A 211-nucleotide genomic window follows, 5' to 3' on the forward strand; every position below is an offset into this window, starting at 1 on the left:
TCGTTCTTTGAAAACTAGATAATCGTAATGAAGAAGCAAAGTAAACATCGAGTAATCGCCATTTTAGATTTTCTCTCTTATGTAAGTAAGAGTTATAAACCTTTTAGGTTAAGTTAGAAAGGGCGCACGGTGAATGCCTTGGCACTAGGAGCCGATGAAGGACGGGACTAACACCGATATGCTTCGGGGAGCTGTAAGTAAGCTTTGATCC

Annotated in this window: 1 rRNA gene; it reads left to right on the top strand. The window is 40.8% G+C overall.

What is annotated here, in order from left to right:
- Positions 1–106: 106 nt before the first annotated feature.
- Positions 107–211: ribosomal RNA gene (locus M3610_RS28755) — 23S ribosomal RNA — on the top strand; the annotation flags it as partial.

The organism is Neobacillus sp. MER 74, assembly GCF_023714155.1.